Source organism: Streptomyces sp. HUAS MG91 (assembly GCF_040529335.1).
Taxonomy (GTDB): domain Bacteria; phylum Actinomycetota; class Actinomycetes; order Streptomycetales; family Streptomycetaceae; genus Streptomyces; species Streptomyces tabacisoli.
The window spans coordinates 2406083-2431722 of sequence record NZ_CP159534.1 but is presented as its reverse complement, the minus strand read 5'-3'; the positions used below and the strand labels follow the sequence as shown (position 1 = coordinate 2431722).

At 72.8% G+C, this 25640-nt stretch carries 21 protein-coding genes; 5 read left to right on the top strand and 16 right to left on the bottom strand.

Going from position 1 to position 25640, the window contains the following annotated elements:
- Positions 1-48: 48 nt before the first annotated feature.
- Both ABII15_RS11245 and ABII15_RS11240 read right to left on the bottom strand, forming a co-directional pair.
- Positions 49-1389, bottom strand: a complete 1341-nt coding sequence (locus tag ABII15_RS11245; protein WP_353942154.1) for an NAD(P)/FAD-dependent oxidoreductase — start codon at positions 1387-1389, stop codon at positions 49-51.
- Positions 1390-1609: 220 nt separating this feature from the next.
- Positions 1610-2269: a TetR family transcriptional regulator gene (locus ABII15_RS11240; RefSeq protein WP_353942153.1), complete on the bottom strand. Its 660-nt coding sequence runs from the start codon at positions 2267-2269 to the stop codon at positions 1610-1612.
- A 117-nt stretch (positions 2270-2386) separates the two neighbouring features.
- On the opposite strand from ABII15_RS11240, the gene ABII15_RS11235 reads away from it, so the two are divergent.
- A complete protein-coding gene (locus ABII15_RS11235; RefSeq protein WP_353942152.1) occupies positions 2387-3175 on the top strand; it encodes an SDR family NAD(P)-dependent oxidoreductase in 789 nt (262 codons plus the stop codon).
- 128 nt (positions 3176-3303) lie between these two features.
- On the opposite strand, the gene ABII15_RS11230 is transcribed toward ABII15_RS11235, so the two are convergent.
- Positions 3304-4506: a MarP family serine protease gene (locus ABII15_RS11230; RefSeq protein ID WP_353942151.1), complete on the bottom strand. Its 1203-nt coding sequence runs from the start codon at positions 4504-4506 to the stop codon at positions 3304-3306.
- A 102-nt stretch (positions 4507-4608) separates the two neighbouring features.
- Here ABII15_RS11230 and ABII15_RS11225 point away from each other — a divergent pair, with 102 nt between their 5' ends.
- The gene (locus ABII15_RS11225) at positions 4609-5397 is read left to right on the top strand and encodes a peptidoglycan recognition protein (RefSeq protein WP_353947023.1); all 789 of its coding nucleotides are present in this window, start codon (positions 4609-4611) and stop codon (positions 5395-5397) included.
- Between the two features lie 17 nt (positions 5398-5414).
- Here ABII15_RS11225 and ABII15_RS11220 read toward each other — a convergent pair whose 3' ends face one another.
- Together ABII15_RS11220 and ABII15_RS11215 are read right to left on the bottom strand one after the other, a co-directional pair.
- Entirely contained in the window at positions 5415-6785 is a 1371-nt protein-coding gene (locus ABII15_RS11220) for a hypothetical protein (protein ID WP_353942150.1), read from the bottom strand.
- Positions 6786-6866: 81 nt separating this feature from the next.
- Positions 6867-7361 carry a GNAT family N-acetyltransferase gene (locus ABII15_RS11215; protein WP_353942149.1) on the bottom strand — a complete coding sequence of 165 codons (495 nt, stop codon included), beginning with the start codon at positions 7359-7361 and terminating at the stop codon, positions 6867-6869.
- 32 nt (positions 7362-7393) lie between these two features.
- Between ABII15_RS11215 and ABII15_RS11210 the strand changes: the two genes are divergently transcribed.
- Positions 7394-8281: a TIGR01777 family oxidoreductase gene (locus ABII15_RS11210; protein WP_353942148.1), complete on the top strand. Its 888-nt coding sequence runs from the start codon at positions 7394-7396 to the stop codon at positions 8279-8281.
- Between the two features lie 99 nt (positions 8282-8380).
- On the opposite strand, the gene ABII15_RS11205 is transcribed toward ABII15_RS11210, so the two are convergent.
- The 8 genes from ABII15_RS11205 to cobS form a co-directional block, all read right to left on the bottom strand.
- Entirely contained in the window at positions 8381-8896 is a 516-nt protein-coding gene (locus ABII15_RS11205; protein ID WP_353947022.1) for a DUF4240 domain-containing protein, read from the bottom strand.
- A gap of 97 nt (positions 8897-8993) precedes the next feature.
- A complete protein-coding gene (locus tag ABII15_RS11200) occupies positions 8994-9971 on the bottom strand; it encodes a WYL domain-containing protein (protein ID WP_353942147.1) in 978 nt (325 codons plus the stop codon).
- Between the two features lie 77 nt (positions 9972-10048).
- Entirely contained in the window at positions 10049-12754 is a 2706-nt protein-coding gene (gene aceE, locus ABII15_RS11195) for a pyruvate dehydrogenase (acetyl-transferring), homodimeric type (RefSeq protein ID WP_353942146.1), read from the bottom strand.
- 284 nt (positions 12755-13038) lie between these two features.
- A complete protein-coding gene (locus ABII15_RS11190) occupies positions 13039-13662 on the bottom strand; it encodes a GntR family transcriptional regulator (RefSeq protein ID WP_353942145.1) in 624 nt (207 codons plus the stop codon).
- 250 nt (positions 13663-13912) lie between these two features.
- Positions 13913-15670: a 2-oxoglutarate dehydrogenase, E2 component, dihydrolipoamide succinyltransferase gene (gene sucB / locus ABII15_RS11185; RefSeq protein ID WP_353942144.1), complete on the bottom strand. Its 1758-nt coding sequence runs from the start codon at positions 15668-15670 to the stop codon at positions 13913-13915.
- 97 nt (positions 15671-15767) lie between these two features.
- Positions 15768-17156 carry a dihydrolipoyl dehydrogenase gene (gene lpdA / locus ABII15_RS11180; RefSeq protein ID WP_351459570.1) on the bottom strand — a complete coding sequence of 463 codons (1389 nt, stop codon included), beginning with the start codon at positions 17154-17156 and terminating at the stop codon, positions 15768-15770.
- A 273-nt stretch (positions 17157-17429) separates the two neighbouring features.
- Positions 17430-18950 carry a leucyl aminopeptidase gene (locus tag ABII15_RS11175; protein WP_353942143.1) on the bottom strand — a complete coding sequence of 507 codons (1521 nt, stop codon included), beginning with the start codon at positions 18948-18950 and terminating at the stop codon, positions 17430-17432.
- A 267-nt stretch (positions 18951-19217) separates the two neighbouring features.
- On the bottom strand, positions 19218-19985 hold the full coding sequence (gene cobS / locus ABII15_RS11170) for an adenosylcobinamide-GDP ribazoletransferase (protein WP_353942142.1): 768 nt from the start codon (positions 19983-19985) through the stop codon (positions 19218-19220).
- A 67-nt stretch (positions 19986-20052) separates the two neighbouring features.
- Between cobS and ABII15_RS11165 the strand changes: the two genes are divergently transcribed.
- On the top strand, positions 20053-20811 hold the full coding sequence (locus ABII15_RS11165) for a hypothetical protein (protein ID WP_353942141.1): 759 nt from the start codon (positions 20053-20055) through the stop codon (positions 20809-20811).
- On the opposite strand, the gene ABII15_RS11160 is transcribed toward ABII15_RS11165, so the two are convergent.
- The 3 genes from ABII15_RS11160 to ABII15_RS11150 form a co-directional block, all read right to left on the bottom strand.
- Positions 20744-21388: a hypothetical protein gene (locus tag ABII15_RS11160; RefSeq protein WP_353942140.1), complete on the bottom strand. Its 645-nt coding sequence runs from the start codon at positions 21386-21388 to the stop codon at positions 20744-20746. The two genes, ABII15_RS11165 and ABII15_RS11160, sit on opposite strands and share 68 nt — an antisense overlap.
- 5 nt (positions 21389-21393) lie before the next feature.
- Positions 21394-23121, bottom strand: coding sequence for a phosphatidylglycerol lysyltransferase domain-containing protein (locus ABII15_RS11155; RefSeq protein WP_353942139.1), 1728 nt, complete (start codon positions 23119-23121; stop codon positions 21394-21396).
- A 154-nt stretch (positions 23122-23275) separates the two neighbouring features.
- A complete protein-coding gene (locus tag ABII15_RS11150) occupies positions 23276-24331 on the bottom strand; it encodes a nicotinate-nucleotide--dimethylbenzimidazole phosphoribosyltransferase (RefSeq protein WP_353942138.1) in 1056 nt (351 codons plus the stop codon).
- A 224-nt stretch (positions 24332-24555) separates the two neighbouring features.
- On the opposite strand from ABII15_RS11150, the gene ABII15_RS11145 reads away from it, so the two are divergent.
- Positions 24556-25626, top strand: coding sequence for a class I SAM-dependent methyltransferase (locus ABII15_RS11145; RefSeq protein ID WP_353942137.1), 1071 nt, complete (start codon positions 24556-24558; stop codon positions 25624-25626).
- The last annotated feature ends 14 nt before the right edge of the window (positions 25627-25640 follow it).

Sequence of the window (25640 nt, the reverse complement as noted above, 5' to 3'; positions counted from 1 at the left end):
GCGATCTTGGGGTGCCCTGAGGGATGGAACCAGACAGGGGCGGTGCGCTCAAGCGGCTTCGCCCACCGTGGCCTCCCTCTCGGACGCCGGGGCCGCCGCCGCGCCCAGGTCGGCCAGGACCGCGCGTGCGGCCCGCCGCCCCGAGTGCAGCGCGCCCTGCACGGTGCTGGTGTCCCGGTGGTCCCCGCACACGTACAGGCCGTCGAGCAGGCGCACCGGGCGGCGCGGGTCGTGCGGGGCGGGCATCGCGGGCACGGCGTGCGCGTCGTGGTGCACGGCGAGGGTCTCCCAGTGCCGGGTCGACGTGCCGTAGAGCACGGCGAGCTGGGTGCGCAGCTCGCCGTCGCCGGGCGGCGGCCCGAGCACCGTCGAGGAGACCAGCGCGCGTCCGGCCGGGGCGCGGCTCGGGTCCACCTGGCTGATCACGGCGGTGTGCGCGACGGGCCCGAGCCGGTCCGCGTCGAGCAGCAGCGCCGGTTCGGCGAGCGGCGGCTCGGGCGCCGCGTGGTGCACCACGGTGACCTCGTGGAAACGGGGCACGCGCAGCCCCGGCAGGAGCTCCGCGGCGGCGGCCGCGTCGGTCGCCAGCACCACCCCGCGGCACGGGAACTCACCGTGCTCGGCGGTGGTGATCCGGTTCGCGGCGACGGCGGTGACCCGGACCCCCGTGCGCACGGTGCCCGGCGGCAGCCCGGCCGCGAGCAGCTCGGGCAGGGCGTCCGCGCCGCCCTCGGGCACCGCGAGGCGGCCGTTCGCGTACGCGTGCAGGGCCAGCTCGGCGCATCTGCTGGACGTCGTCAGACCCGGGTCGCAGAGCAGGGCCGACAGCAGCGGCCGCAGGACGCCGTGCACCGTTCTGGAGGACAGGCCGCGCTCCGACAGGGCGCGTCCCACGGGCAGTTCGGGCCGGGCCAGCAGGCGGGCGGGCTCGGTCGCGGCGATCCGGGCCAGCGCGGCGCCGAGCCGCGCGTGGTCGAGCGGGCCGCCCAGCGGCGGTCTGGCGCCCCGCACCGGACGGGGGGCGCTCGCCAGGGCGCGTGCCGCGTTCAGCGCGCCCCTCGCGCGCCGGGTGCCGGTCGGTTCTCCGGCGCGGTGGTTGCGGCCCTCGCTGTGCACCAGCACACCGGGGGAGAAGGGGCGCAGCACGAGGCCGTCCAGGCCGGGCGTGTGGCGCAGTTCCGGGTACGAGGTGGAGAGCAGCCGCCCGATCCGGTCGAGCCGGAATCCGTCGACCTTCTCCGTGGACATGCGGCCACCGACGCCGGATCCGGCCTCCAGGACCAGGGTCCTCACACCCGCCCTGGTCAGGTGCTGGGCCACCGAGAGCCCGGACACCCCGGCTCCCACGACGACGACGGTTCCTGCTGCTGCGTGTGCGGGCTCGAGCACGTGCGCCTCCCCGAGGTTGCGCGGCTGGTTGCTGGAGGCCTATGCCCCTGACTCGGCCCCGGAATGCCTGAGTTCGGGTCGAGGGTAGGTGGGGTTCCCGTGAAGAAGGGGCCGCGCACGGGGGCGGCACAGGCGCACGGCTCCTCTGCGGAGTGCGCCCCGTCAGGGGTGCGGGGGTCCGTGTGCTCTGCCCTGATGGACCGCGGACGCGCCCGCGTGGTCACTCGGTCGAGGCGCCCGCGGCCTTCGTCCGGCTGATCGCGCGGTTCCCCGTGTTCCTCAGGGCGCGGGCCACCAGGTCGGCGGGGGAGCCGGGGCCCGAGGTCCCGGCGTCCGACGGGGCCCAGACCTCCAGCGACACCCGGATGGCATCCGTCGCGGCGGCCGCGATCAGGCGCAGTTCCAGGTCGTCCGTGCCGGGGCCCACGAGCCGGGTCACGATGGGCAGCAACTGCTCCTCGGACTCCTGGTTGACCCGGTACCAGACGGCGCGCAGGGCCGGATCGTCCTGCGCCGCCCGCAGCAGCCCCCGGGTCCAGCGCAGCGCCTCGGCCGCCGCCTCGCCGGGCTGCGACAGCGAGGCCACCGCCGCGGCCTCCAGGGCCTGCGGGAGCGGCGTCCCGGGTTCGGTGGCGGCCAGCAGCTCGCGCCACTGGGCGCCGCCGGTGGAGAGCAGCGGCGCCACCGCGTCCTGCTTGTTGCGGAAGTACCGGTAGAAGGTGCGCAGCGCGACCCCGGCGCGGCCCGCGATCTCCTCCGCCGTCGTGCCGTCGGGACCCTGCTCGGTGAAGAGTTCGGCGGCGGCGTGCGCGATGTCGAGCTGGGTCGCGGCCTTGCGGCGCTCGGTCAGCGAGAGGGGCGGGTTCACGGGTCGGCTCACCCGAGGAAGCGTAACCGGCGCGACCGGCAGGCGGCGCGAAACGCCACTGTGGCAAAACGTGCCACCTAGGCGTACGGTGAACGCCGCATCTCAGAACAAGCCCCTCAGGGAGTCGTCATGAACCGTTACGAAGGCCGCCGCGCGCTGATCACCGGCGGTGGCTCGGGCATCGGCCAGGCCACCGTGCTGCGCATGCTGGCGGAGGGCGGCACGGTCGTCGCCGCCGACGTCAGCGAGGCCGGCCTCGCCGACACCGTCGCCAAGGCGGGCGCCGACGCCGGGCGGCTCACCACGGTCGTCGTGAACATCGCCGACGAGGCGTCCGTACGCGAGGGCGTCGCCGCCGCGCTGGGCGCGCTCGGCGGCCTCGACGTGCTGGTCAACGCGGCCGGCATCCTGCGCTCCTCGCACACCCACGAGACGTCGCTCGCCGACTTCAACCAGGTGGTCGCCGTCAATCTGACCGGCACCTTCCTGATGATCCGCGAGACCGTCCCGGCGCTCCTCCGGAGCGACTGCGCCGCCGTCGTGAACTTCAGCTCCACGTCCGCGCTGTTCGCCCACCCGTACATGGCGGCCTACGCGGCCAGCAAGGGCGGCATCCAGTCCATGACGCACGCGCTGGCCGCCGAGTACAGCAAGCAGGGCATCCGGTTCACCGCCGTGCAGCCCGGCTCCATCTCCTCCGGCATGACGGACGGCTCCGGCGAGAGCAAGCAGAGCCAGGGGCCCGGGCTGCCCGCCGACACCGACTGGAGCCTCTTCGCGAAGCTGTCGCCCGCGCTGGGGGACGGGGGGTTCGCCGGGCCCGACGCGGTGGCCGGGGTTGTCGCGATGCTGGCCTCCGACGACGGCCGCTTCATCACGGGCACCGAGGTCCGCATCGACGGCGGCACGCACTACTGACCCGGGACCTTCTCCGTCCGCGGCCCCGTGGCCGCTTCTCGCGCCCCTGGACGAGCGGAGCTCGTTTCAGGGGCGCGGGGAACTGCGCGACCAGCCACGACGAGAGCCGCGGACGGGTTACGACGGCGCTACGACGACACCAGGGAACCGGTGTCCACCGGCGCCGTCGCGGAAGCGGCCCGCGCCGCGTCCCCCGCCACCTCACCGGCGGTCAGCACATACCCGGTCCCGCCATCCGTGGTGGACCGCGCGAACACGACCCCGTACACCTCACCGGAGGTGGTGAGCAGCGGCCCGCCCGAGTTCCCCGGCCGCACCGTGGACCGGATCGAGTAGATCTCGCGGGTGACGCTGCCCTGCCCGTAGATGTCCTGCCCGGCGGCGTCGATGGTGTCGGCGACCGTCGCCGCCTGCAGATCCAGCCCGCCGTTCTGCGGATACCCGGCGACCACGGCGGCATCGCCCCGCGCCGCGCCGCCGTCGAACTTCAGGACGGGGGCGTCGAGCCCGGGCACGTACAGCACCGCCACGTCCTTGTCCGGGTCGAAGAACACCACCCGCGCCGCGTACGGCCGGCCGACCCCGCCCACCCGGACCGTCGGATCGTCGATGCCGGCCACCACGTGCGCGTTGGTCATCACGTGCCGCGAGGCGTACACGAAACCGCTGCCCTCGCGGCCCTGGGTGCCCGAGGCGCCCTCCACCTTGACGGTGCTGCGGGTCGCGGCCCGGGTCGCGGCGGCCGTGACGCTGTCCCCGGAGGGCTCGGCGACCTCGGCGGACGGCTCGTGCGAGAACGGGTCGAAGACCTGCGGGAAACCGGCCGAGGTGAGCGCCCCGCTGGCCCGCGAGAACCAGGCCGGCGTCGTCGACGGCATCGCGTCCTGCACGGCGCCGAGCACCGACGAGCCGCGGATCGCCTGGTTCAGGGCCGTCGAGGACGACGACGCCAGGACGCTGCCCGCCACCCATGCCACGACCAGCACGGCGACGGTGCCGGCCGCGGCCCCGCCGATCCCGTCCGCCACCCGCAGCGGACCCGGCGCCCGGTCCATCCCGAAGCGCACGCGCGCCGCGAGCAGCCCCGCCAGCGCATGGCCCGCCAGCGCGGGCAGCAGCACCGTGAGCACCGCGACGACCGTCGCCCCCGACGTGCCGGGCGTGACGGTGTCCATCAGGAACGGCAGCAGCCACACCCCGACGGCGGCGCCCCCGACGAACCCGGCCAGCGACACACAGCCCGCGAGCAGGCCGCGGCGGTAACCGGAGGCCGCGTAGGCCACGGCCACCACGATCAGCGCCACATCGAGTACGTGGAGGTGCAGGTCCATATCGGTAACAAACGAATGTGAACCCGCCGGTGGTTCCGCCAACTGGCAGACATGTGGCCGACCGCACAGCCCGCGCGACCGGACAGTGGAGACGTGCGTGTGCTGCGAAGGGTGCTGTGCTGTCTGCCCGGGGGCCTGGCCCTCGGGCTGCTCGTGCTGTGCGCCGTCGGCGCCGACCGGACCGGCCCCGCGCCGCCGCCCCGGGCCGAGGCGGGCGCGGTGATGCCGGCGGCCGCGCTGCCGGTGCGGGCCCGCGCGGGCGCCGGCGGGGCCCACACGAGCGCGGCGCCGCGGATCGTGCCGCGCGACCGGTGGCTCGCGCGGGCGGACACCTACCGGCGCGACCCCGTCCGCTACGGCGACCGCGTCGAGGCGGTCTTCATCCACCACACCGACTCGCCGAACGGCTACGACTGCGCCGACACCCCGCGCATCATCCGCTACCTGTACGCGGGCCAGGCGGGCGGCAGGGCGTGGGACGACATCGGCTACAACTTCCTCGTCGACCGCTGCGGCACCGTCTACGAGGGCCGGGCGGGCGGCGCCGACCGGCCCGTCGTCGGCGCCCACACCCAGGGCTTCAACCAGAACACCGCCGGGATCGCCGCCATCGGTACCTTCACCGAGGGCACACCGGTGCCGCGCGCCATGACCGACGCGATCGCCGCCGTCGCCGCGTGGAAGCTGGGCCTGTCCGGGGTCGACCCGCGCTCCACGGCGCACCTGGTCTCCAGCAACAGCCACAGCCGCTTCCCCGCGGGCAGCACCGCCGACTTCCTGGCGGTCTCCGGGCACCGGGACGGCTACGAGACGTTCTGCCCGGGCCTGGCCCTGATGGCGGAGCTGCCCGCGATCCGCGAACACGCCGCCCGCCTCCAGGGCCGCGCCTGAGCCGTCGCCGGGAAGGCTCAGGCCGGCTTCAGCGTGCCGCCGTCCCTCAGCCGGTAGGACTTGCCGCCCAGCTGCGGGCTGGACGCCGGGTCGTACGTCACCGCGTACCCGTTCCCGTCGATCGTCCTGGCGATCCTCTTCGCCACGCCGTCCGACCCGCTCCCGTCGCCGAACGAGAGACCCGCCAGCGACGACGTCCCGGCCACCGACCAGCGCGCCCGGCCGGACAGCGTCAGCGACGCCCCCTTGACCTTGCCGTCCAGCCTGGTCGACCCGGTCAGCTCCACGTCCGCCGTGGACCCGGCCGCGACCAGCACATCGCCCGTCAGCTTCTCGTCGTCCGCCCGGAACGTCGCGTCGCCCATCTCCTTGACCCGCAGCAGCGCCCCGCTCTTGGTCTTCACCTCGGCGCCGCCCGTCAGCCTCACATCCGCCGTGCTGCTCCGGACGCTGAACAGGTCGCCGTCCGTGGCCAGCAGCGCCCCGTCCTCCATCGTGTACGAGGTCCTGCCGTCGCCGCGCAGCACGACACCGCCGGCCGCCGAGTTCGCCCGGACGTTCTTCAGGGAGAGCGACCCGCCGGCCTCCAGCGTGAACGCCTCCGAGTTCGCCAGGTCGAACAGCGTGCCGGAGAGCGAGACGTCACCGGACGTGTGCACCCCCGGCGAACCGCAGCCCGCCGAGGTCATCGTGCCGCCCGACACCGTCACCTTCCCGCCGCCGGGCCCGGTCGCGACCGGCGCGGACTGCGCGCCCATGGTGACGATCTGCGTGTACGTCAGGTCGAGCACGCCCCCGTACGACGCGAGGACGCCGGGCGAGGACGCGCCCTGGGTGTTGACGCCGCCCCCGCTCATCGTGGCCCGCGTGTCCTTCCCCGTCGCCGCGACGCCCGACGAGCCCCTGCCCGTGGTGTAGTACAGGCCGCCGGACAGGTCGAGCAGACCGCCGTCGCGGGCCAGCAGCGCCGCGTTGACCCCGTGGCCGCCGGCCGCGGCGAGCGACGACGCGGAGCCGTTCTTGGTCACCTTCACGTCGTACGTCGACAACTGCCCCGAACCCGACACCAGGATCGCCGACCGGTCGGACCGGTGGGCCGTGAACGTCTTCCTGCGCGGTGCCTTCTCCGCCCCCTTGTCCAGCGTGTACACGCCCGTCGCCGTGGACTGCCCGGCCGCGTCGGCCGCCCCGCTCTCCGGCACGATCGGCTTCGTCGCGCAGCGCGCGCCGCTCGCCGTCGCGGCGGGCGAGGCCACCGGCGGCGCGGCCGTGTCCCCGTCGTCGGAGCAGGCCGCCAGGGCGGTCACGGCGAGCGGCAGCAGCAGGACGGAGGCGGTCGCCGTGGAGCGGCGGTGTCCCGGGCGCCGCGGGGGTCGCAGGTGAGTCATGGGCACTACGTTCACATCCCGTGTTCCCCGGGGCACCACCGGCACCCCGAAATCGGCTCCGGCGGGGGCCGGAACGACGCCCTAAAGGGTGCGGCCCATGAAAACGTCGTCCACGTACGCGCCGTCCAGCAGGAACTCCTCGGGCAGCACGCCCTCGACGGCGAAGCCCTCCGACGCGTACAGCGCCCGGGCCGGAGCGTTGTGGCCGAGGACCCGCAGCGTGATCCTGCGCGCGCCCTGCCGCCGCGCCTCGCCGATCGCCGCCCGCACCAGCACCCTGCCCACGCCCCGGCCGCGCGCCGCGTCGGCGACGGCGAGCCCCTGGATCTGCCGGACGTGCGCGTTCGCCGGAAGCCCGGTGGGGTAACCGAGGCGTACGTAGCCCACCAGGGTGCCGTCCAGCTCCGCCACGATGTGGTCCCGCGGGCCGAACCGCTCGGAGAAGAACGGCGCATAGGGCGGCCGCGCCGGGGGCGTCACCGCGTGCAGGGGAGACCACGTCGCGCGGTCGAGACGGCCGAGCGCGTCGTCGTCGTCCTGGGCGGCGAAACGTATCCGAGGCTGTGGCTGAGACATGCGGGCCACTGTATGACCGGCAGGATGGAACCATGACACGTATCGCGGTGGCAGGTGCCTCAGGGCTCATCGGCTCGGCCCTCGTCCGTTCCCTGGCCGGTGACGGGCACGAGGTGCTGCGTCTGGTGCGGCGGGCGCCCCGAGCGGCCGACGAGGTCCGCTGGGACCCCAAGGGCGGTGACGTCGACACGGCCCGGCTGGCCGGGTGCGAGGCGATCGTCAACCTCGCGGGGGCCGGCGTCGGCGACCACCGGTGGACGGCGGCGTACAAGAAGGAGATCCGGGACAGCCGGGTCCTGGGCACGACCGTGCTCGCCGAGGCGGCGGCCGCGCTGCCCGAGCCGCCCCGCGTCTTCCTCAACGGCAGCGCCGTCGGCTACTACGGCGACACCGGGGCGCGGGCCGTCGACGAGAGCGCGGCGGCCGGGGACGGGTTCCTGCCCGGGGTGTGCGTGGAGTGGGAGGCCGCCACGGCCCCCGCCCATCAGGCCGGGATCCGCACCGTGCTGGCCCGGACCGGGCTGGTCGTCTCCCGGGACGGCGGGGCCTGGGGCAAGCTCTTCCCGCTGTTCAAGGCGGGGCTCGGGGGGCGGCTCGGGGACGGGCGGCAGTACTGGTCGTACATCGCGCTGCACGATCATGTCGCGGCGCTGCGGCATCTTCTGGAGACGGAGTCCGTGGCCGGGCCGGTGAATCTGACGGCGCCGCATCCGGCCACCAACCGGGAGGTGACCGCGGCCATGGGGCGGGTGCTGCGGCGGCCCGCGCTCTTTCCCGTCCCGGCGCCGGTGCTCCGCACGGTGCTGGGTGAAATGGCGGGGGACGTCCTCGGCTCGACCCGCGCCGTCCCGACCCGACTCCTGGAATCCGGGTTCGACTTCGCGTTCCCGGGACTCGAGGACGCCATCCGGGCCGCGTGAACCGGTCTCGTCGGTGACCGCGGCTCTCGTCGTGGCTTCTCGCGCGGTTCCCCGCGCCCCTGAAACGAGCTCCGCTCGTCCAGGGGCCGCGGGCGGGCGTTATCCGAAACGATCCGTCAGGCGGGGGTACAGGCGGGCCAAGGTGGCCGGGTCCTCGAAGTCGATCGGGGTGCCCTCCGGTTCGGGCGGGGCCGGGGGGATGCCGAGGTCGGCGGCGACGGTGCCGGTCAGCTCCTCGTAGGCCTCGTCGGCCGCGTACCCGAGCTCTTCCCCGTCCCCGTCCACCTCGTCGTCGAACTCATCCAGCAGCTCGGCCAGCGAGTCCGGATCGTGCAGCGCCCCTTCGAAGACCTCCCGGCCCTGCCCGATCAGCCAGCACCGGAAGAAGTCGAAGGAGTCGTCGCTCGCGCCGCCGAGCAGCACCCAGGCCGCGCCCCACAGATCCCACCGGTACGCCCGGTTGTAGCGGGACTCGAAGTGGCGGGCGAAATCGAGCACCGCGTCGGGATCGGACTGGAGCAGTCTGTCGACGAGCAGCTCGGCGTGGTCCTCGGGGTCGCCCTCGGCGGCCTCGCGGGTGCTGTCCACGATCTCCCAGAACTCGGTCTCGTCCATCACGGGACAAGCATCGGCCCTGGACCCTGGGGGCGCACGCGGAGCGGACGAGGAACGCCACTTCGTTATGCATGCACATGCCCAGGGCACCCGCCGATCACCCGTACCACCCGCCCATCCGCCGCGCCGCCACCGCGAACCGCTCCCGCAACGCGCCCGGAGCCACCACCTCCGCCTCCGGGCCGAGCTCCATGAGCTGCGTATACGCCACGTCCTCCGACTCCACCGGCAGGGTCAGGGTCACCCGCCCGTCGCCCTCCTCCACGGCCGTGGCCAGGGCCTCCCGCGCGGACACCCGCCCGGCGACGTACGGCAGCTGCCGTACACCCGCGGCCGTCAGCCGCACCACGACCTCGGCCCGCAGGATCGCCCGGGCAAACTCGTCGGCCCGCTCCGCCCAGAACGCGGGCAGCTCGAACTCCTCGTCGCGCGCGAAGCGCCGGGCGTCGGCCGGCGCCGCCACCGAGAGGAACCGGTCGATGCGGTACACCCGGAAACCGCGGCCGTCGTCGCGCACCCGCGCCGCCAGGTACCAGACCCCCGCCTTCAGCACGAGCCCGTACGGCTCCAGCTCCCGCTCCACGACGGTGTCCCGCCGGCCGTACGAGACCCGCAGCACCAGGTCGTCCCAGACCGCCTCGGCGACGGACGGCAGCAGCTCGGGCGTCTCCGGCTCGTGGAACCAGCCAGGGGCGTCCAGATGGAACCGCTGCGCCGCCGACCGCGACGCGTCCCGCAGCGACGGCAGCAGCGCCGCCGACACCTTCAGGCGGGCCGCCGACGCCGCGTCGTCCAGGCCCATCTCGCGCAGCGCGCCCGGCACCCCGGACAGGAACAGCGCCTCCGCCTCGCCGCGCGCGAGCCCGGTCAGCCGGGTGCGGTAGCCGCCGATCAGCCGGTAGCCGCCGGCCCGCCCCCGGTCCGCGTACACCGGCACGCCCGCCTCGCTGAGCGCCTGCGCGTCCCGGGTGACGGTCCGCTCGGAGACCTCCAGCTCGCGCGCCAGCTCCGCCGCGGTCATCGAGGGCCGCGACTGGAGCAGGAGCACCATCTTGATCAGGCGGGCAGCACGCATGCCGCCATCATGCCGCCCGGGTACGACAACGCCCCCGCCGTCACCGGCGGGGGCGTCATCAGCGACGTACGACAGGCCTACAGGCCGTAGCGCTCGCGCGCCTCCTTCACGGCCGTCGCCTTGACCTCGCCGCGGCGGGCGAGCTGGGCGAGGGCCGCGACGACGATCGACTCGGCGTCGACGCCGAAGTGACGGCGGGCGTCCTCACGGGTGTCGGAGAGGCCGAAGCCGTCCGCGCCCAGCGAGGTGTAGTCCTGCTCGACCCACTGCGCGATCTGGTCGGGGACCTGGCGCATGTAGTCGGAGACGGCCAGGACCGGGCCCTGGGCGCCGGCGAGCGCCTGACGGACGTAGGGGATCCGCTCCTCGCCCTTGAGCAGCGCCTCGTCGGCCTCCAGGGCGTCGCGGCGCAGCTCGGTCCACGAGGTGGCCGACCACACGTCGGCGGCGACGCCCCACTCCTCGGCGAGCAGCCGCTGCGCCTTGAGGGTCCAGTGGATGGCCGTACCGGAACCGATGAGGTTGATGCGCGGCGCGTTCGCGGCCGCCACGTCGACACCCGCGGTCTCCGCCGTGTTGAAGCGGTAGAGGCCCTTGATGATGGCCTCGTCGAGACCCTCCACGCCCGGCTTGGCCGGCTGCGGCATCGGCTCGTTGTAGACCGTCAGGTAGTAGAAGACGTCCTGGTCCTCGCCCGGCTTGGCCTCGCCGTACATGCGGCGCAGGCCTTCCTTCATGATCGTGGCGATCTCGTAGGCGAAGGCCGGGTCGTACGACAGGGCCGCCGGGTTGGTCGCCGCGATCATCGGCGAGTGGCCGTCCGCGTGCTGGAGGCCCTCACCGGTCAGCGTCGTGCGACCGGCGGTGGCGCCGACGACGAAGCCGCGGCCCATCTGGTCGGCGAGCTGCCAGAACTGGTCGCCGGTGCGCTGCCAGCCGAACATCGAGTAGAAGATGTACAGCGGGATCATCTGCTCGCCGTGCGTCGAGTACGACGTGGCGGCGGCGATGAAGTCGGCCAGCGAGCCCGCCTCGTTGATCCCCTCGTTGAGGATCTGGCCGGACTCGGACTCCTTGTAGTACATGAGCTGGTCACGGTCGACCGGGTCGTACGTCTGCCCCTTGGGCGAGTACAGGCCCAGCGACGGGAACAGCGACTCCATGCCGAAGGTGCGCGCCTCGTCGGGGATGATCGGCACCCAGCGCTTGCCGGACGTCTTGTCCCGTACGAGGTCCTTCAGGAGCCGTACGAGCGCCATCGTCGAGGCCACGGACTGAGTGCCGGAGCCCTTGTCGAACGACGCGAACGCCTTGTCGGCGGGCGCGGGCAGCGGCGCGAGCGGCTGCGTGCGGCGGGCCGGGGCGGGGCCGCCCAGGGCGGCCCGTCGCTCGGCGAGGTAGCGCAGCTCGGGGGAGCCCTCGGCGGGACGCGCGTACGGAACGACACCGTCCTCGAAGCGGCTGTCCGGGATCGGCAGGTCAAGGAGGTCACGCATGCCCTTGAACTCGTCGATCGTCAGCTTCTTCATCTGGTGGTTGGCGTTCTTGGACTCGAAGCCCTTGCCGAGCGTGAAGCCCTTCACGGTCTGCGTCAGGATGACCGTCGGGGCGCCCTTGTGCTCGACGGCCGCCTTGTACGCCGCGTACACCTTGCGGGGCTCGTGGCCGCCGCGCGAGACGTGGAAGCACTCGGAGATCTTGTCGTCCGACAGCACCTTCGCGAGCTCGATCAGCGCCGGGCTCGTACCGAAGAAGTTCTCGCGGATGTAGGCGACGTCGCGCGTCTGGTACGTCTGGAACTGGGCGTCCGGGACCTCACGGAGCCGCTCCAGGAGCGCGCCGGTGGTGTCGAGCTGGAACAGCTCGTCCCACGCGTTGCCCCACATCGACTTGATGACGTTCCAGCCGGAGCCGCGGAACTGCGCCTCCAGCTCCTGCACGACGCGGAAGTTCGGGCGGACCGGACCGTCCAGGCGCTGCAGGTTGCAGTTGATGACGAACGTCAGGTTGTCGAGACCCTCGCGGGCCGCGAGGGTGAGCGCCGAGGTCGACTCGGGCTCGTCCATCTCGCCGTCGCCGAGGAAGGCCCAGACGTGGGAGTTGGAGGTGTCCTTGATGTTCCGCGCGGTCAGGTAGCGGTTGAACCGCGCCTGGTAGATCGCGGAGAGCGGGCCGAGGCCCATCGACACGGTCGGGAACTCCCACAGCCACGGCAGGCGGCGCGGGTGCGGGTACGACGGCAGGCCGTTGCCCCCCGCCTCGCGGCGGAAGTTGTCCAGCTGCGCCTCGGAGAGGCGGCCGTCGAGGAAGGCGCGGGCGTAGATGCCGGGGGAGGCGTGGCCCTGGATGTACAGCTGGTCGCCGGAGCCGTCGCCCTCCTTCCCGCGGAAGAAGTGGTTGAAGCCGGTCTCGTACAGCCAGGCCGCCGAGGCGAAGGTGGCGATGTGGCCGCCGACGCCGTGCTTCGAGCCACGGGTCACCATCGCGGCCGCGTTCCAGCGGTTGTACGCGGTGATCTTGGCTTCCATCTCCTCGTCACCGGGGAAGTCCGGCTCGGCGGAGGTGGGGATCGAGTTGATGTACTCGGTCGACAGGAGCTTGGGCAGCGGCAGGCCGCCGGCCTCGCCGCGCTCCAGCGTGCGTCGCATCAGCTGCGCGGCACGGTGCGGCCCGGCCGCCTGGGTAACGGCGTCCAGGGAGGCCTGCCATTCGGCGGTCTCCTCGGGGTCGCGGTCCGGGAGCTGGTCGAGCTCGCTCGGCTGGATGCGCATGGGGTCGGTCATAGTCGCCGCACGCCTTCCTGAGTCGAAGGGGGTGGGGTTGGGGGTGCCCTTTGTCTTTGGCAGGACAGGGCGAGGTCCCGGTGGGGACCCGTCGGCGACTGTAACTCCCTGATCGATGATCGATCAAAGGGTTGAAGGGCAAAACCTCTTCAGATCAAGAAAGTAGGCACAGCGTGCCCTGATGAAGGGCACGCAGTGCCCCTTCAGGGGCGCGGGGAACTGCGCGATCAGCCACACACGGCGATCACTCTGCGACGCACCGCACACGGCAGACGAGACCCAGCTCACGCCCGCGGCGCACACCCCAGAACATGCGCCTTGACCAGCGCCGCGATGTCCGGATCCCGGCGCTGAAAAGCCGCCACGAGATCGGCGTGCTCCTCGGCGTACGACTGCTGAACGGTCCCCAGCCACCGAATGGAGAGCGCGGTGAACACCTCGATCCCCAGCCCCTCCCAGGTGTGCAGCAGCACCGAGTTCCCGGCGGCCCGCACCATCTCCCGGTGAAAACCGACAGTGTGCCGCACCTGGGCGGTCCCGTCGGCGTCCTGGTCGGCGACGTACAGCGCGGCGACATGCGGCTCCAGCGCGGAGCAGTCCCCGGCGAGCCGCTCGGCGGCCAGCTCGGCCGCGATGGCCTCCAGGCCCGCACGCACCGGGTAGCTCTCCTCCAGGTCCGCCGCGGAGAGGTTCCGTACGCGCACGCCCTTGTTCGGCGCCGACTCGATCAGCCGCAGCGACTCCAGCTCGCGCAGCGCCTCCCGTACGGGCGTCTGGCTGACCTCCAGCTCGGTGGCGATGCGGCGCTCCACGATCCGCTCGCCCGGCTTCCAGCGGCCGCTGACGATCCCCTCCACGATGTGCTCGCGGATCTGTTCGCGCAGCGAGTGGATGACGGGCGCGGTCATGGGGGGCTCCTTGGCTGTACGGACCCGGTGGCTGGACAGGGACCCTTAGACAATACGGCCGGGCTCCTGGACAGAAAGGGCACCGTCGCCCTTGCCACGGGTGATGCCGGTTACAGAGACGTGCCCGACAGGGCGCGGTCCATTCTGATGCGGCGTCACCGGACAGGGGAGCGGACACGACGAGGCCCCCGTCCGGAGTCGCGCTCCGGACGGGGGCCTCGTCGCTGGTGAAGCCGTTCTGGTGAAGCTGTTACAGACCCAGCTCGGCGGTGAACTCGCCGGCCTCGAGGATCTGCTTGACCGTCGTCAGGTAGCGGGCGGCGTCCGCGCCGTCCACCAGACGGTGGTCGTAGGAGAGCGTCACGTACGTCATGTCACGGACGGCGATCGTGTCACCGAGCTCCGGGTCGGAGATGACGACCGGGCGCTTGACCGTGGCACCGATGCCCAGGATGGCGACCTGGTTCGGCGGGACGATGACCGTGTCGAAGAGCGCACCGCGCGAGCCCGTGTTGGAGATCGTGAAGGTGGCGCCCGACAGGTCGTCCGGGGCGATCTTGTTCGTGCGGACCTTGTTGGCCAGCTCCGCGGTCTTCTTGGCGATGCCCGCGATGTTCAGGTCACCGGCACCCTTGATGACCGGGGTCATCAGGCCCTTCTCCGAGTCGACGGCGATGCCGACGTTCTCGGAGTCGAAGTAGGTGATGGTGCCCTCGTCGTAGTTCAGGCGGGCGTTGATGACCGGGTGGGCCTTCAGCGCCTGGACGGCGGCCTTGACGAAGAACGGCATCGGGGAGAGCTTGACGCCCTCGCGGGCGGCGAAGCCGTCCTTGGCCTTGTTGCGGAGCTTCATCAGCTTGGTGATGTCGACCTCGATGACCGAGGACAGCTGAGCCTGCTCCTGCAGCGCCTTGTGCATGTTGTCCGCGATGGCCTTGCGGATGCGCGGCAGCTTGACCGTCTGGCCGCGCAGGGGCGAGGCCTCCAGGGTCGGGGCCTTCGGCGCGGCGGCGGCCGGGGCGGCGGCCGGAGCCTGCGCCTTGGCGGCCTCGGCGGCGGCGATGACGTCCTGCTTGCGGATCCGGCCACCGACGCCGGAGCCCTGGACGTTGGACAGGTCCACGCCCTGCTCGGACGCCAGCTTGCGCACCAGCGGGGTCACGTAGGCGCCGTCGTCCGCCGGGGTGGCGGGCTTGGCCGGGGCGGCCGGAGCGGCGGGCTGCGCGGGAGCCGGGGCCGGGGCGGCGGGGGCGGCCGGAGCAGCCGGGGCAGCGGCCGGAGCCGCGGGGGCCGGAGCCGGGGCGGCGGGCTGCGCCGGAGCGGCCGGGGCCTCCTGCTTGGGAGCCTCCTGCGCCGGAGCCGGGGCGGCCGGAGCAGCCGGGGCGGCGGCCGGAGCGGCACCGGGAGCACCGATGACGGCCAGCTTGGCGCCGACCTCGGCGGTCTCGTCCTCGGCGACGACGATCTCCAGGAGAACGCCGGCGACGGGGGAGGGGATCTCGGTGTCGACCTTGTCGGTGGAGACCTCGAGCAGGGGCTCGTCCTCCGCGACCTCCTCGCCGACCTCCTTCAGCCAGCGGGTCACGGTGCCCTCGGTGACGGACTCGCCCAGCGCGGGCAGCGTCACGTCGGTGCCCTCGGCGGAACCGCCGGAAGCGGCCGGGGCGGCGGGGGCCTCCTGCGCGGGGGCGGGCTGCTCCTGGGCCGGGGCGGGGGCCTCGGCGGGGGCGGCCTGCTCCTGCGGGGCCTCCTGAGCGGCGGGGGCGCCCGAGCCGTCGTCGATGACGGCCAGCTCGGCGCCGACCTCGACCGTCTCGTCCTCGGCGACCTTGATGGAGGCGAGGACACCGGCGGCGGGGGAGGGGATCTCGGTGTCGACCTTGTCGGTCGAGACCTCGAGCAGCGGCTCGTCGACCTCGACGCGCTCGCCCTCCGCCTTCAGCCAGCGGGTGACAGTGCCCTCGGTGACGCTCTCACCGAGCGCCGGAAGGGATACGGAAACCGCCATGGTTTCTGTTGCTCCTTAACGATGTGCAGTGCGCGGCAACGCAGTGCGGAAGTCTGGTGGTCGGTCGTCGCGCCCAGTTGCGACGGGGGGGCGGGGCTCAGTCGTGCGAGTGCAGCGGCTTGCCCGCGAGCGCCAGGTGGGCCTCGCCGAGCGCCTCGTTCTGCGTCGGGTGGGCGTGGATGAGCTGGGCGACCTCGGCCGGCAGCGCTTCCCAGTTGTAGATCAGCTGGGCCTCGCCGACCTGCTCGCCCATGCGGTCGCCGACCATGTGGACGCCGACCACGGCACCGTCCTTGACCTGGACGAGCTTGATCTCGCCCGCGGTCTTGAGGATCTTGGACTTGCCGTTGCCCGCCAGGTTGTACTTCAGAGCGACGACCTTGTCCGCGCCGTAGATCTCCTTGGCCTTGGCCTCGGTGATGCCGACGGAGGCGACCTCCGGGTGGCAGTACGTCACCCGGGGCACGCCGTCGTAGTCGATCGGGACGGTCTTGATACCGGCCAGACGCTCCGCCACCAGGATGCCCTCTGCGAAGCCGACGTGCGCGAGCTGGAGCGTCGGGACGAGGTCGCCGACGGCCGAGATGGTCGGCACGTTGGTCTGCATGTACTCGTCGACCAGGACGTAGCCGCGGTCCATCGCGACGCCCTGCTCCTCGTAGCCCAGGCCCTGGGAGACCGGGCCGCGGCCGATCGCGACGAGGAGGACCTCGGCGTCGAAGGTCTTGCCGTCGGCGAGGGTCACGCGGACGCCGTCCTGCGTGTACTCGGCCTTCTCGAAGAACGTGCCGAGGTTGAACTTGATGCCGCGCTTGCGGAACGCGCGCTCGAGAAGCTTGGAGCTGTTCTCGTCCTCGAGCGGGGCGAGGTGCTTGAGGCCCTCGACGATGGTGACGTCGGTGCCGAAGGACTTCCACGCCGAGGCGAACTCGACGCCGATGACGCCGCCGCCCAGGATGATCGCGGACTTCGGGACGCGGTCCAGCGTCAGCGCGTGGTCCGAGGAGATGACGCGGTTGCCGTCGATCTCCAGGCCCGGCAGCGACTTCGGCACGGAGCCGGTCGCGAGGAGGACGTGGCGGCCCTGGATCCGCTGGCCGTTGACGTCGACGGAGGTGGGGGAGGAGAGCTTGCCCTCGCCCTCGATGTACGTCACCTTGCGGGAGGCGATCAGCCCCTGCAGGCCCTTGTACAGGCCGGAGATGACCTCGTCCTTGTAGCGCTGCACGGCGGGCATGTCGATGCCCTCGAAGGTGGCCTTCACGCCGAACTGCTCGGACTCTCGGGCCTGGTCGGCGATCTCACCGGCGTGCAGCAGCGCCTTGGTGGGGATGCAGCCGACGTGCAGGCAGGTTCCGCCGACCTTGTTCTTCTCGATCAGGGCGACGTCCAGGCCCAGCTGCGCTCCGCGCAGGGCCGCGGCGTAACCGCCACTGCCACCGCCGAGGATCACTAGGTCGAAAACGGTGCTGGCGTCGTTCGCCACGTCACGTCCTCCATGCATGTGCGCCGTACGCCGGTCTCCAGTGACCGCGCGGCGGCTGGTGTTCGGCCGCTCGATGATTCGGCCCTCGGGTGGGGCCCTGTCCTGCCGCCCCCCATCCTCGCACTTGTCGAAGGCATGCGGGACGTCGGGCCGGGCGGTGAGACCCCTGTTACATCGGAAACGCGAGTGACAAGGACGTCATTCCTGCGGATTTCGTCGAAAGCGAACAGCCCCGGGGGTCGACCCCCGGGGCTGTCACCAGTGACTTCCGCCTCAGCCGAGGTCGCCCGCGGCGGTGCGCTCGGCGAGCCGGACCAGCGTGCGGACCGCGGAACCGGTGCCGCCCTTCGGCGTGTAACCGAACGGACCGCCCTCGTTGAAGGCCGGGCCCGCGATGTCGAGGTGGGCCCACGTGATGCCCTCGCCGACGAACTCCTTCAGGAACAGACCGGCGACCAGGCCGCCGCCCATCCGCTCGCCCATGTTGGCGATGTCGGCGGTCGGCGAGTCCATGCCCTTGACCAGGTGGGCCGGGAGCGGCATCGGCCAGGCCGGCTCGCCGACCTCCTCGGCGACCTCGTGGATCGACGTACGGAACGCGTCGTCGTTGGCCATGATGCCGAAGGTGCGGTTGCCGAGCGCCAGCACCATCGCGCCGGTCAGCGTCGCCACGTCGACGATCGCGTCCGGGGTCTCCTCGGAGGCCTTGGCGATGGCGTCGGCCAGGACCAGACGGCCCTCGGCGTCGGTGTTCAGGACCTCGACGGTCTTGCCGGAGTACATGCGCAGCACGTCACCCGGGCGGGTGGCGGAGCCGGACGGCATGTTCTCGGCGAGGGCCAGCCAGCCCGTCACGTTGACGTCCAGCTTCAGGCGGGCCGCGGTGACGACGGCGGCGAACACGGCGGCGGCGCCGGCCATGTCGCACTTCATCGTCTCGTTGTGGCCGGCCGGCTTCAGCGAGATGCCGCCCGAGTCGTACGTGATGCCCTTGCCGACGAAGGCGAGGTGCTTCTTGCCGCGGCCGGCCGAGTAGGAGATCTTCACCAGGCGGGGGCCCGAGGCGGAACCGGCGCCGACGCCGAGGATGCCGCCGTAGCCGCCCTTCTCCAGCGCCTTCACGTCCAGGACCTGGACCTTGAGGCCGTGCTCCTTGCCGGCGGCCGTGGCCACGGCGGCGAAGGCCTCCGGGTTCAGGTCGTTCGGCGGGGTGTTGATCAGGTCGCGGGCGCGGTTGAGCTCCTCGGTGAGGGCGAGGGCGCGCTCGATCTCCGCCTTGTACGCCTTGTCGCGCGGCTTGCCGCCGAGGATCGCGATCTCGGCGAGCGGCGCCTTGGCGTTCTTCGGGTCCTTGCCGGACTCCTTGTAGGCGTCGAAGGAGTACGCGCCGAGCAGCGCGCCCTCCGCGATCGCACCGGCGTCCTCGGCGTCCTGGACGGGCAGCGCGAACGCGGCCTTCTTGGAGCCGCTCAGCGCACGGGAGGCGACACCGGCGGCGCGGCGCAGCGCCTCGGCCTCGAAGATCTCGTCCTTCTCGGGCTCGCTGCCGAGACCGACCGCCAGCACGACCGGCGCCTTGAACCCGGAGGGCGCGGGGACCTTGGTCACCTCGCCCTCGGCGCCGCTGGCACCGAGGGTCTCCAGGACGGAGGCGAGGTTGCCGTCGTACGCCTTGTCGACGGCCTCGGCGCCGGGTGCGACGACCGGGCCGGCGGCACCCTTCGCGATACCGACGACGATCGCGTCGGCGCGCAGGCCGGCGGCCGCGGCGGTGCTGAGAGTCAGAGCAGTCACGGTGGTGAGGTCTCTCTTTCATCGGTGGGGCCGGCATCGTTGCCGCGCCCATGGGGTGTGTGGCCCTCGCCCGAGCCTACGCCGGGTCGTCCAAAACCCGTTCCGCGGCTCCGGTGGGGCCTGGTCGCGCAGTTCCCCGCGCCCCTGAGATGCGCACTGCGTGCGGCATCTCCTCGGGGAAGCTGCGCGCAGCGCATGCTTCAGGGGCGCGGGGAACTGCGCGAGAAGCGGCCACCGGCCCGCGGACGAACAAGGCGCCGCGCACCCTCAAACGGCCAGGACCACCAGCGCCGCGGTCCCGGCGACCTCGGCGACCGCGCCGAACACGTCACCGGTCACCCCACCGAACCGCCCCACACACCGCCGCAGCATCAACTCCCCCGCACCGCACCCCAGTACGACAGCACCGGCACCCTGGAAGGAGAGACCGGCGGCCACCGCGACGACCACGACCCCGGCGATCAGCGCACCCCGTACCGACACCGTTTCGGCGACGGCGGCGCCGAGCCCCTCAGGGCGGGCGGCCGGCACCCCGGCCCGGGACGCGAAGGTCAGCGCGAGACGGGCCGTCACCGCGCACACGGCCGCCGCCAAGGCCCCCCGCGTCCACGACTCGGCGTACAGCTGCGCGAGCACGGCGACCTGCGCGAGCAGCGCCAGTACCAGCGTCACGACGCCGAACGGGCCGATGTCCGACTGCTTCATGATCCGCAGCGCGTCCTCGGCCGGCTTGCCGCTGCCCAGCCCGTCGGCGACGTCCGCGAGCCCGTCCAGATGCAGACCCCGGGTGAGGACGGCGGGCACCGCGACGGAGGCGACCGCGCAGAGCGGGGCGCCCGCGCCGAGGAAGGACAGCGCCACCCCGAGCGCGGCCGCGCACAGGCCGACGACCAGGCCCGCCAGCGGAGCGGACAGCATTCCGGCGCGGGCCGCGGCACGGTCCCAGCGGGTCACCCGGACGGGCAGCACGGTCAGGGTGCCGAAGGCGAAACGTATGCCGTCGGCGAGGGAGGCGCGGGGGTTCGTTGCGGACACCGGGGGAGATTACCCGGGGCGGACCACCGGGCGGGCGGAGCCCGCCCGCCGCCCGCAGGATGGGCCCATGGGCGACTGGTGGCACCGCAACATCACGGAACCGGGGAAGCTGCCGGTGCTCCTTGCGCTGGTCACGTTCATCGCCACGTTCCTGATCACCCGTACGATCACCCGGCTGATCCGGGCGGGCCGCGGCCCGTTCCGCGACATCTCGCCGGGCGGCCTGCACATCCACCACGTGGTGCCCGGCATCGTGCTCATGGTCGTCGGCGGGTTCGGCGCGGTGGGCAGCGACCGGCACGGCTTCGGCGCGTGCCTCTTCGCCGTCCTGTTCGGGATCGGGGCGGGCCTGGTGCTCGACGAGTTCGCGCTCGTCCTGCACCTCGACGACGTCTACTGGACCGATCAGGGGCGCCAGAGCGTCGAGGTGGTGGTGCTCGCGGCGGCCCTCGGCGGCCTGGTGGTCAGCGGGTTCTCGCCGCTCGGGGTCAACGACATGACGCAGGACGAGCAGCACGACCGGGCGGCCCTGATCGTCTCGCTCACCCTGAACTTCCTGTTCGTCCTCGTGACGCTGGTCAAGGGCAAACTGCGGATGGCGCTCGTCGGCGTCCTGGTGCCGTTCGTGGCCTGGTACGGCGCGGTCCGGCTGGCCCGGCCCGACTCCGCCTGGGCCCGCCGCTGCTACCGCCGAAGGCCCCGCGCGCGGGCCCGCTCGACCCTGCGGGCCTACAAGCACGACCGGCGCTGGCTGCGGATCAGCCGGCGCTTCCAGGACCTGGTCGGCGGATTCCGCGAACCAGCGACCGCGCGCCGCACACGATGAGCACGGCGGCGATCGCGGCCAGATGCTCCCAGCCCGCGAGGTTCGGCTTGAGCACGCACTCGACGACCATCGTGACGACGACCAGCGCACAGGTGAACCAGGCCCGGTAGCGCCAGCACACGTACACCGCGAGCCCGACCACGGCCGCCGACGGGCCGGTGTCGACGATCTGCGCGTCGGAGGCGGGCAGCCAGCCGGCGGCGATGGCCAGGCGCGCGTACAGGGTGCCGCCGAGCGTCGCCGCGTACGCGATGAGCAGCGTGCGCGGGCGGCCCAGACAGATCTCCGCGATCCCGAAGACCACCAGGATCTGGACGAGCGCGCCCCACACGGGCAGCTCCAGAGCGGGGACGAACAGCGACAGCGGGGTGCGCAGCAGGGCGACCGGCAGCGGGTCGGCGGCCCGGACCGAGCCGATGTCCTGCACGATCCGGTAGCCCCAGGACTGGTTCTGCACGAACTGGAACAGCGCCGTCAGGCAGACCGCGGCCAGGGTCAGCGGGATCGCCCGCCACCGTCGGGCGACGAGCCCGTCCCGTACGGCGGTGACGAGCGGGCCCCACTCCGCGCGGGCCACTTCCCTCACCGGCGCGCCAGCCGTTTCGGCAGCCCCGGCACTTCGAGGAAGCCCTCGGCGCGGGCCGAGGCCAGGCCGATGCGCGGCAGGTCGGCGCTCTTCTCGAAGAGCAGGAAACGGGGTTCCCAGATGGGCCGGTACTTGGCGTTGGCCCGGTACAGCGATTCGATCTGCCACCACCGGGAGAAGAAGCTGAGCAGTGCGCGCCACAGACGCAGCACCGGGCCCGCGCCGAGTCGCGCACCGCGTTCGAAGACGGAGCGGAACATGGCGAAGTTGAGTGACACCTGAGTGATCCTCATCTCGGGCGCGCGCTGGAGGAGTTCGATCACCATGAACTCCATCAGGCCGTTCTCGGCGTCGCGGTCACGGCGCATCAGATCGAGGGACAGTCCGTGCGGGCCCCACGGCACGAAGGACAGCAGTGCCCTCAACTCTCCCTCGGCGTCCGCGCATTCGAGCATCATGCACTGCCCGTCGCCCGGATCGCCGAGCCGGCCGAGCGCCATGGAGAAGCCGCGTTCGGTGGCACCGTCGCGCCAGTCGTCGGCGCGCTTCAGGAGGTACGTCAGTTCGTCGGCCGGGATGTCCTCGTGGCGGCGGATCCGGACCGTGTAGCCGGCGCGCTTGACGCGGTTGTAGGCCTGGCGGACGGTGCGCATCGCCCGTCCCTCAAGGGTGAAGTCCGCGGTCTCGACGATGGCCTCGTCGCCGAGTTCGAGGGCGTCGAGGCCGTGCCGGGCGTAGATGGTGCCCGCCTCCTCGCTCGCGCCCATCACCGCGGGCAGCCAGCCGTGCGCCCGCGCCTCGGTGAGCCAGGGCTCGATCGCGCCGGGCCAGGCCTCGGGGTCGCCGATCGGGTCGCCGGAGGCCAGCGAGACCCCGCCCACCACCCGGTAGGTCACCGCGGCCTTGCCGGTCGGCGACCAGACGACGCTCTTGTCGCGGCGCAGCGCGAAGTAGCCCAGCGAGTCGCGCTCGCCCTCCTTGGCGAGCAGGGCGCGCAGCCTCTCCTCGTCCTCGGCGGTGAGCGGGTCGACGGCCCGGCGGGAGCGGAACGCCGCGTAGACCACGGCGATCAGCAGGGCCGTGGAGAGGATGTTGATGACGACGTTGACCCAGTTCGGGGTGGTGATGCCGGGGAAGCGGGAGTCGTCGGTGGCGACCGAGATCAGCCGGAGCGTGCCGTAGCGCCAGCGCTCCAGGAACGTGGAGCGGTGCGGGTCGTGGGCCTCATTGGTGACCGTCACCAGGAACGTCGCGAACAGCGAGGTCACCAGCAGTCCGCCGACCGCGACGACCGCCGCCAGCTTCGCGTTGGACCGGTCGCCCTTCGCGTAGAACTCGCGCCGGCCCAGCACCAGCGCCACGACGAACGCGGCGCTGAGGACCAGCGAGATCCAGTTCTGCGCGTACTGCCGGACCTCGGGGAAGACCATGACCAGGGCGAACAGCAGCAGGAACAGGCCGCTCAGCACGAGGTTGAGGATCCAGGCCGCGCGCTTGCGGCGGCGCATCGTGATCGCCAGGAACCAGGCGACGACCGCCGAGGAGAAGCCCGCGGCGAGCAGGTAGGGGGTGAAGTAGTTCTCCGAGTTGTGGCGGCGCAGATCGTTTCCGAAGGAGACCCACACGGCGCTCAGCAGATTGATGCACGTGACGATCCGCAGGTACCAGACGGTGAAACTCGCGGCGCGACGTGAAGTGAGTGTGCTTGTCCGTGCGGAGCCCATGCTGGGAGCTTATTGGGTGATTTGTCCTAAGCCCCGTCAGGGGCACGGAGAACTGCGCGCGCAGCCGTAGAAAAGCCGCGGACGCGTCCGCTCATGTACCGAGCAGACGCGTCCGCGGCTTTCGTCGTGGTTGCTCGCGCAGTTCCCCGCGCCCCTAACGGGGCGCTTCTGCCTCGGGGAGTTCGGCGGCCAGCGCCGCCGCGGCCTGGACCAGGGGAAGAGCGAGAAGCGCGCCGGCCGCGCCGCCCACCTTGACGCCCTGGTCGAGCATCGGCTCCATGGCCATCCGGTCCAGCGCCTTGGCCTGCGCGGGCTCCCCGCTGTTCTGCCCGGCCAGCCACCAGTCCGGCGCGCGGAACGCGACGCGCTGGCCCACCAGCGCGCAGGCCGCGGAGACGACCCCGTCCAGGATCACCGGCGTACGGCGCACCGCGCACTGGAGCAGGAAACCGGTCGCGGCCGCGAGATCCGCGCCGCCCACCGCGGCGAGCAGCTGCAACTGGTCGCCGAGGACCGGGCGGGCCCGGCGCAGCGCGTCGCGGACGGCCGCGCACTTGCGCATCCAGGCCAGGTCGTCGATCGGGTCGCCACCGCGCCCGGTGACGACGGAGGCGTCCGTGCCGCACAGCGCGGCGACGAGCGTGGCCGCCGCCGTCGTGCCGCCGACGCTGAGATCGCCGAGCACCACCAGATCCGTACCGGAGTCGGCCTCCTCGTCGGCGACGGCCATGCCCGTGCGGAACGCCTGCTCGGCCTCCTCCGGGGTGAGCGCGTCCTCGGTGTCGATCCGGCCGGAGCCGCGCCGCACCCGCCGGTTCTCCACGGCCTCGGGCAGCTCGTCCGGCTCGCAGTCCAGCGACAGGTCGACGATCCGTACGCCGACGCCCAGTCGCCGCGCGAGCACCGCGCCCGGGGAGCCGCCCTCGACGGCCTCGCGCACCAGCTCCGCCGCGGTGCCCGCGGCCCGCTTCGACACCCCGAGACCGGCCACCCCGTGATCGCCCGCGAAGAGGACCACGCGCGGCCGCGCCACCGGCCGCACCGGCACGGCGCCCTGGGCGGCCGAGAGCCATTCGCCCAGCTCGTCCAGGCGGCCGAGCCCGCCGGGCGGCACGGCGAAGCGCGCCCTGCGCTCCTCGGCGTCGCGGCGCATACCGCCGTCCGGACGCTCGATCAGGTCGGTGAAGTCATCGAGATTCAGCGAGCTCATTCGCCGAACAGTACCGGCCGCACTCGGCACGAGTCCCTGGTGTCCCGCCTGTCACAGAGCGGGTCCCGAGCCCCGTCGCACGGCCGGTTACGCCATGCGATGCATCGAACGCTCAGCGTCATTGAACGGCCGCCGATCATCCCTTACGTTCCCTTTCGTATCGGATTGCCGTTCGGATTGTCGTATCGCGGCCGTCGCCCCGCCCGTGGAGCCGGAGGAGTCGCATGCCCCCCACAGCCCAGGCCGTCGCCGAGCGCCGCCCCGCCTATCTCACCGAACTCGCCCGGGGCACCGAACGCTTCCACGAGCCGCGCCGCCCCGACTGCCCCTGGTGCGGCTCCACGAAGCTGCGCACCCGGCTGCGCACCACGGACCTCCTCCAGCACAAGCCGGGCACCTTCACCGTCGACCAGTGCCGGGCCTGCGGCCACTCGTTCCAGAACCCGCGGCTGACCCCCGAGGGCCTGAACTTCTACTACCGGGACTTCTACGACGGCCTGCGCGCCGGCCACGCCGAGAAGATCCTCGGCGGCCACCCCTCCGCCCGACGCCACCGGGCCGCCGCCCACGCCATGTTCCGGCACATCGAACCCGAGAGCTGGCTCGACGTCGGCGCCGGCCCGTGCCACTTCGCGGCCGCCGCCAAGGAGGTCCTGCCCTACACCGCGTTCGACGGCCTCGACATCGGCGACGGCGTCGAGGAGGGCCGCAGGGCCGGCCGGATCGAGGAGGCCCACCGCGGCTTCCTCACCGAACTCGCGCCCCGGCTCGCGGGCCGCTACGACGCGATGAGCATGTTCCACTACCTGGAGCACTCCCTCGACCCGCGCGAGGAGCTGAAGGCCGCCCGCCGCGTCCTGCGCCCCGGCGGCCACCTCATGATCGAACTGCCGGACCCCGAGAGCCGCTGGGCGACCCTGCTCGGCAAGTGGTGGGTCTCGTACTTCCAGCCGCAGCACCTGCACCTGATCCCGCTCGCCAACCTGCGCACCGAACTGGCCGCCCTCGGCTACACCGTCGTCGCCGTCGACCGCCGCACCCCCCACCGGCCGCTCGACCTGACGGCGGCCTGCGCGCTCTTCCTGGGCCACTGGCTGCCCGCCGCCGACTCCCCGTGGCGCACCAAGGCCCCCAGCGACCTCCAGCGCGGCCTGCGCCAGGCTCTCACCTGCGCGGGCACCCCCGCGCTCGTCGCCGCCCAGGCCGCCGATCGGCTCCTCGCCCCGCTGGCCGGCCGCACCGGCTTCTCCAACGCGTACCGGGTCGTCGCCCGCCGCAATCCCGACCCGTCCTGAACGCCGCGCCGCCG

Coding starts and splice junctions, on each gene's coding strand:
- ABII15_RS11235 (WP_353942152.1), top strand. CDS start 2,387: ATGAACCGTTACGAAGGCCGCCGCGCGCTGATCACCGGCGGTGGCTCG.
- ABII15_RS11230 (WP_353942151.1), bottom strand. CDS start 4,506: ATGGACCTGCACCTCCACGTACTCGATGTGGCGCTGATCGTGGTGGCC.
- ABII15_RS11220 (WP_353942150.1), bottom strand. CDS start 6,785: ATGACTCACCTGCGACCCCCGCGGCGCCCGGGACACCGCCGCTCCACG.
- ABII15_RS11215 (WP_353942149.1), bottom strand. CDS start 7,361: ATGTCTCAGCCACAGCCTCGGATACGTTTCGCCGCCCAGGACGACGAC.
- ABII15_RS11210 (WP_353942148.1), top strand. CDS start 7,394: ATGACACGTATCGCGGTGGCAGGTGCCTCAGGGCTCATCGGCTCGGCC.
- ABII15_RS11205 (WP_353947022.1), bottom strand. CDS start 8,896: ATGGACGAGACCGAGTTCTGGGAGATCGTGGACAGCACCCGCGAGGCC.
- ABII15_RS11200 (WP_353942147.1), bottom strand. CDS start 9,971: ATGCGTGCTGCCCGCCTGATCAAGATGGTGCTCCTGCTCCAGTCGCGG.
- aceE (WP_353942146.1), bottom strand. CDS start 12,754: ATGACCGACCCCATGCGCATCCAGCCGAGCGAGCTCGACCAGCTCCCG.
- ABII15_RS11190 (WP_353942145.1), bottom strand. CDS start 13,662: ATGACCGCGCCCGTCATCCACTCGCTGCGCGAACAGATCCGCGAGCAC.
- sucB (WP_353942144.1), bottom strand. CDS start 15,670: ATGGCGGTTTCCGTATCCCTTCCGGCGCTCGGTGAGAGCGTCACCGAG.
- ABII15_RS11165 (WP_353942141.1), top strand. CDS start 20,053: ATGGGCGACTGGTGGCACCGCAACATCACGGAACCGGGGAAGCTGCCG.
- ABII15_RS11155 (WP_353942139.1), bottom strand. CDS start 23,121: ATGGGCTCCGCACGGACAAGCACACTCACTTCACGTCGCGCCGCGAGT.
- ABII15_RS11150 (WP_353942138.1), bottom strand. CDS start 24,331: ATGAGCTCGCTGAATCTCGATGACTTCACCGACCTGATCGAGCGTCCG.
- ABII15_RS11145 (WP_353942137.1), top strand. CDS start 24,556: ATGCCCCCCACAGCCCAGGCCGTCGCCGAGCGCCGCCCCGCCTATCTC.